Source organism: Empedobacter sp. UBA5987 (assembly GCF_002429865.1).
In the GTDB taxonomy this organism is placed as follows: Bacteria; Bacteroidota; Bacteroidia; order Flavobacteriales; family Weeksellaceae; genus Empedobacter; species Empedobacter falsenii_B.
In genome coordinates, this window is record NZ_DJBB01000002.1 from 1 (window position 1) to 5,991 (window position 5,991).

The following is a 5,991-nucleotide window of genomic DNA, read 5'->3' on the forward strand; positions in this document are numbered from 1 at the left end:
TAACAAGGGGAAGATTACAAAATAACATAAATGGAAACATATTTAATAAATTCAAAAAAGTAATGAAAGAAACTCATCTCATTCTATACTTTTTCTCTTCAAATATTCAACATAAATGAAGGATTTGTTTTATTTAAAAAACAATAGAAGTTTTTGTTTAACAAAGTAAGGAATTAATGAAGGAAAATAAATGGATTTTTATTTGAAACGGCAGTGATTTTTACAGTTTATTGCTATAAATAAGAGCCTACTTAAAATTAAGTATCAAATAATTTGAAATAAATTATTTGATAAGTATTAAAATAGGCTCTTGAAATTCAATCAATTCATCATCATCATCACTTTCACAGTTGATTGAATTCTTTTATATAAAATATAAAATATAAAATTTGGGCGTTCCCTTTGGTCGGGATTTCCATTGCAATCTTTTCTAATCAGAAAAGGATTTTCTCTACAATCCCTAACGCAAATACAAATCAATATTTACATTAAAGGAACAATTTTTATAAATTACTTTGTAAGTAAGCAATCATTTTCTCAGCAACTTTTTCCGAAGATGCAGGATTTTGACCTGTAAATAATAAACCGTCTTCTACAACATGCACTCCCCAGTCTTCAGTTTTAGAGTAATGACCTCCTAATTTTTCTAATTCAACCTGAACTAAGAATGGAACAACATCTGTTAATTGTACCGCATCTTCTTCAGAATTAGAAAAACCAGTTACATTTTTTCCTTTTACAAAAGGTTCTCCATTACTTAAAGTAACATTCTTGAAAACTCCTGGAGCATGACAAACAGCACCAACTGGCTTACCAGCATTATAGAAATCTAAAATCAATTGTTGAGAATGCACATCATTTGCTAAATCCCATAGTGGTCCATGACCTCCTGGATAGAAAATAGCATCGTAATCCTCAGCTTTTTCATTAGCTAATACATGTGTATTTGCAATTAAAGCTTGAACATTTTCGTCTTTATTGTAACGCTCTGTAGCTTCTGTTTGTGCAGCTTCTGTTTCGCTATTAGGATCTATAGGAGCTTGTCCTCCTTTAGGTGTAGCAATAGTAACTTCGTGTCCAGCATCTACAAATTTGTAGTAAGGAGCAGCAAATTCTTCTACCCAAAATCCTGTTTTATGTCCTGTATTTCCCAATTCATCATGAGAAGTAACAACAAATAATATTTTCATAATTTTAATTATTTAAATTCAACAATAAATTCTTCGTTTGGTAGTCTAACTTTTTTCATAGATCCAATCCAGTCTAATTCAGGATCGGCAACACCAACATACATTAAAGATACACTTTTAAGACCTAACTCGTCTAATTTTAAAACTTTATCTACAATAGCGTTATCAAAACCTTCTACAGGAGTAGTATCAACTTTTAACTCAGCAGCTTGTGCTAATGCAAGCCCTAATGCAATATAAGTTTGACGAGCAGTATGTGCAAAATTTTCCTCTGCTGATGTATTCAAGTAAATACCTTTTATTTTATCTGTATAACTTCCGAAACGACCTCTTGGCAATCCTCTTTCATCTGTAGTAAAATCATATACTTTATCAATTCTTTCTGCTGTATAGTTGTCCCAAGCAGCAAAAATAATTACATGTGAACAATCTCTCATACATTCAGGATTAAGAGCTCCTTTTACCAATTGATTTTTTAAATCTTGGTTCTCTACAACTAATACTTTAAAAGGTTGTAATCCAGATGAAGTAGGTGCTAGTCTAGCAGCTTCTACAATTTTATCAATTTTATCTTGACTAACTTTTTGCGATGGATTGTATGCTTTTACTGCATGTCTCCAATTTAAATCTTCTATTAATGACATTTTTTTAATTATTTCGTTAAAAACACAAACAACATAGCAATTAAAGCAGGAATACCTTGTAAAAAAAATATTTTTTTACCAGAGGTTATACCTCCAAAAATACCTGCAACAGTAATACATCCTAAAAAGAATAGACGAATATTACAACTCCATTCATGATTTTCTATAAGAAAAGACCAAATAAGTCCTGCAATCAAAAAACCGTTATATAATCCTTGATTAGCAGCTAGTCCTTTCGTAGGAGTAAACAAATCTTTTGGTAAAGATTTAAATGTTTTTTTACCTGCTGTTTCCCAAGCAAACATTTCCATCCAAAGAATGTAACAATGTTCAATTGCAACAACTACGGTTAAAGTACTTGCTATAATTTCCATATCTATTGTATTAACCTACAGAAACATTTAATTTAACTTCAATATTTCCACGAGTTGCATTAGAATAAGGACATACTTTATGTGCTGTTTCAATAAGCTTTTGAGCTTCTTCTATTGAAACACCTGGTATATTAGCATGTATCTCAGCTGCAAGACCATAACCTCCGCTTTCTAATTGTCCGATAGCTACTTTTACTGTAACGCTCGTTTCTCCTGTTTTTATTTTTTGCTGTTTGATCACCAAATTCAATGCACTATCAAAACAGGCAGAATATCCTGCTGCAAATAGCATTTCAGGGTTTAAAAAGTCATCATTTGCACCTCCTAATGCTTTTGGAGTACGTACTTGCATATCTAAAACACCGTTTTCACTTTTTACTTGTCCGCTTCTACCTCCCGTAGCTGTAGCCTGAGTTTCATATAATTTTTTCATTGTTGTTTGTTTAAAATTTTATTTGCTATTTTTTTTAATTGTTTAAGCTCATCTACAGATATCGCCATTGATTCTAACAATTTTTCTGGAATATCTTTGACTTTCTCTTTCAAAGCACTTCCTTTTTTGGTCAAAGAAATTACTACAATGCGCTCATCTTCAATATTTCTACTTCTAACAACCATTTCTTTTTGCTCCATTCTTTTTAGTAAGGGTGTTAGTGTACCGCTGTCTAAGAAAAGTTTTTCACCTAATTGCCCTACTGTTTGCTGTTGTTCTTTCCATAAAACCATAAGCACTAAATACTGTGGATAGGTAATATCAAGTGGATCTAAATATAAACGGTACATGTTGATTATCTTTTTTGAAAGCGCATATATGGGAAAACAAAATTGATTATCTAGTTCTAGCGTATCTTTCATAGTTCATCAATATTAAATTACATAACAAAGTTACAAAATTATATTTTACACAATATAATTTTGTAAAACATTAACAAATGTTTTATTAAAAATTACAATCTGTAAACATTAAGTAATACCTTTTATAATATTTAGAAATAGAATTTTATTAGTTTTTATTTTATTAAGGATAAATATTTTTCATATCCTTTAGCTTTCATTTCTTCTTTTGATATAAACTTTAATGATGCACTATTAATACAATATCTCAATCCTCCTTTATCTTTTGGGCCATCATCAAAAACATGACCTAAATGAGCATTACCAGTTTTACTTCTTACTTCAGTTCTTTTCATTCCAAAAGAATTATCATTTATTTCTTCAATAAGATTTTTACTGATTGGTTTTGAGAAACTTGGCCAGCCACAACCTGATTCAAATTTATCCGTTGACACAAAAAGAGGTTCACCAGTTGTTATGTCTACATAAATTCCTTCTCTAAATTCAGAATTATATTCATTTGAAAAAGGTTTTTCTGTTGCACCATTTTGTGTAACATCGTATTGCAAAGAAGTTAAATGTTTTTTAAGTTCACTTTGGCTTTCTTTGATATATTCTTTTTCTTGAATAGGATTTGCCTTACGAGCATCATCAAATAAACTTGGTGATATATGGCAATATCCTTTTGGATTTTTATTTAAATAATCTTGATGATAATTTTCTGCATCATAAAAATTATGTAAAGGCATATTTTCTACTACAATTTTTTGATTATAATTTTTTTCTAAATCTTTTAACTTCTGATCGATTAATTTAGAGTCAGTTGGGTTTGTATAATAAATTCCTGTTCTATATTGTGTCCCTAAGTCATTTCCTTGTTTGTCTAGACTCGTAGGATCTATTGTCTTAAAATACAAATCAATTAATAATCCTAGATCAACTATATCAGGATTATAAGTTACCTTGACAGTTTCAGCAAAACCAGTTTTACCTGTGATCACTTCTTTATAAGAAGGCTTTTCTATAGTTCCATTAGCATAACCTACAACTGTATTTGTAACCCCTCTGACCTGTTTAAAAAAATGTTCTGTTCCCCAAAAACATCCTCCTGCAAAATATATTTCATTTTCTGATGTGTTATTCATTTTCTGATGTTTATTCGATTTAACTAAATTATTTTTATGAGTTTTACAACTTATACTTGTTAGTATTATTCCTGTAATAATTAATGAGCTTATGATGAATAATTTTTTCATGATTTTTTATTTAAAGATTGAGCTAAAAGAGTGAAACCAAAGCCGAAGTAAGCTATATCTTTTAAAATGAAAAAATCTGTTACAGGAACTCCATCAACAAATTTCCAAATCCCGGGAGTTGTAAAAAGATAACTAAGAGTTGTTCCGAAAATAATAAGAATAGCTATTCCCGCATATTTTTTTAATGATTGATATTTTAAAGTTAAAACAACTAATAATGCTACAAGTAATTCAAGTACTCCAACTATATTAGATACAGTTTGATCACTAAATATTTTATAAATCCAAAACGATAATGGGTGATTTTCTACAAGAGACTTTATAGCTTGAGCCTCTGTTGGTGTAAACTTAAAAATGCCTATCCACACTAAAAGTAATACTGTTCCAAATAGAGGTAAGTAATATCCTATTTTGTAAAGATTTATAAAGGGTGAATTAATATTCAAATTATCTTTATGAGTATGAACTAAATTTTTTGTTTCCATTTTTTAATAATTTTTATTGTATATACGATCTTTTATAATAGTAGTCGTATAAATAATTAAAACCTGACAAAAAAAATCTATTTTTTTTTGTTAGATATTAATCTTTCTATAATTTTTACAAAAAAAACCATTGTAAATGTATCATTTAAAATGGTTTGAGTTTTTTTATTGTTTTATGAATTTATCTTAAATTTCATTAAATATGTGATGTATTATAATTAAAATAAAAATTAACTTTAGACTATACTTTGGAAATTATTTAATAAATATTTTAGTCTTAAAAATAGCAGTTTAAAAAGAAAATATTATTTATACACTTTATTTTTTGATGATAAACATTCGTAATGTATTTACTCATGTTTACAATGAGTTTCTATTTTGGACTTTATTTTAGATTTTAGAGCATCTACATTAATTAATTTTTCTTTTGAATTTTGTTTATTCAAAAGATTATCTATTAGCTTTACTTTTTTGTAGTAAGAAGCGCACCATTTACAACTATAAATATGTAAATTCAATCTCAAATTTTGAATTAATGAGATTTTTTTTGCATTTTTTTTCTCTATTTCAAATGTTATTTCATTACAAGGCATAATAACCCAATGAATAATTTTATTCCACATAAGTTAATTTTTAATTAGATAAATTAGATTCAATGCACTCTCTTAATTGTAATCTAGCTCTTTGAAGAATCTTCCATAAATTAGTCGATGTAATTCCTATTTCCTGACAAACAAGTTCTGTTTTTTTTTGTTTTAAATAGTATAGTTTTATAGGAATTAACCATTTATTAGGTAATTTTTCTAAACAATTTTCTAAATAGTTTTCTCTAATATTATTTTCATTTTCTGTCCAATCATTTAATATATTTTTATCAATCCAATTACCATTTTCATCAAAAAAATAATCTAAAGTGATCTCATTTTTATTATTATATTTTTTTCTGTAAAAATCAGAAATTTTATTTTTCAAAATACTAATTAACCAAGTTTTTACAGAGCTATTCCATTGAAATTTTTCATAATTTTCAAAAGCTGAAATAAAAACATCTTGTACTAAATCTTCTGCATCTTCTTTGCTAGATATTAAATAGTTAGTTTTTTTTAATAGGTCCAATGTATAATCATCAATCCATTTTTGGATATTAATATTTTTATCTTTATTTATCATAGGTATATTTTTATAGAAACACCCGTAGTGCATTTGTA

The 5,991-nt window shown here is 27.7% G+C and carries 9 protein-coding genes; all 9 read right to left on the bottom strand.

Annotated features, from left to right (window positions below; all coding sequences use genetic code 11):
- Nucleotides 1–503: 503 nt before the first annotated feature.
- Nucleotides 504–1,190 carry a type 1 glutamine amidotransferase domain-containing protein gene (locus B3J26_RS00375; RefSeq protein ID WP_038330677.1) on the bottom strand — a complete coding sequence of 229 codons (687 nt, stop codon included), beginning with the start codon at nt 1,188–1,190 and terminating at the stop codon, nt 504–506.
- Nucleotides 1,191–1,198: 8 nt separating this feature from the next.
- Nucleotides 1,199–1,834, bottom strand: a complete 636-nt coding sequence (locus tag B3J26_RS00380) for a nitroreductase family protein (protein ID WP_280049965.1) — start codon at nt 1,832–1,834, stop codon at nt 1,199–1,201.
- 8 nt (nt 1,835–1,842) lie between these two features.
- Nucleotides 1,843–2,208 (bottom strand): DUF1304 domain-containing protein, encoded by a 366-nt coding sequence (locus B3J26_RS00385; RefSeq protein WP_280049964.1) that lies wholly within the window; start codon nt 2,206–2,208, stop codon nt 1,843–1,845.
- A 10-nt stretch (nt 2,209–2,218) separates the two neighbouring features.
- A complete protein-coding gene (locus tag B3J26_RS00390) occupies nt 2,219–2,641 on the bottom strand; it encodes an organic hydroperoxide resistance protein (protein ID WP_291072629.1) in 423 nt (140 codons plus the stop codon).
- On the bottom strand, nt 2,638–3,063 hold the full coding sequence (locus B3J26_RS00395) for a MarR family winged helix-turn-helix transcriptional regulator (protein WP_180906579.1): 426 nt from the start codon (nt 3,061–3,063) through the stop codon (nt 2,638–2,640). The genes B3J26_RS00390 and B3J26_RS00395 overlap by 4 nt, the downstream gene beginning before the upstream one ends.
- Nucleotides 3,064–3,218: 155 nt before the next feature.
- Nucleotides 3,219–4,298 (bottom strand): peptide-methionine (R)-S-oxide reductase MsrB, encoded by a 1,080-nt coding sequence (gene msrB / locus B3J26_RS00400; RefSeq protein ID WP_115000181.1) that lies wholly within the window; start codon nt 4,296–4,298, stop codon nt 3,219–3,221.
- Nucleotides 4,295–4,783, bottom strand: coding sequence for a DUF417 family protein (locus B3J26_RS00405; RefSeq protein ID WP_115000182.1), 489 nt, complete (start codon nt 4,781–4,783; stop codon nt 4,295–4,297). The genes msrB and B3J26_RS00405 overlap by 4 nt, the downstream gene beginning before the upstream one ends.
- Nucleotides 4,784–5,133: 350 nt before the next feature.
- The gene (locus B3J26_RS00410) at nt 5,134–5,406 is read right to left on the bottom strand and encodes a hypothetical protein (protein WP_115000184.1); all 273 of its coding nucleotides are present in this window, start codon (nt 5,404–5,406) and stop codon (nt 5,134–5,136) included.
- 10 nt (nt 5,407–5,416) lie between these two features.
- Nucleotides 5,417–5,986: a sigma-70 family RNA polymerase sigma factor gene (locus tag B3J26_RS00415; RefSeq protein ID WP_291072631.1), complete on the bottom strand. Its 570-nt coding sequence runs from the start codon at nt 5,984–5,986 to the stop codon at nt 5,417–5,419.
- Between the last annotated feature and the right edge of the window lie 5 nt (nt 5,987–5,991).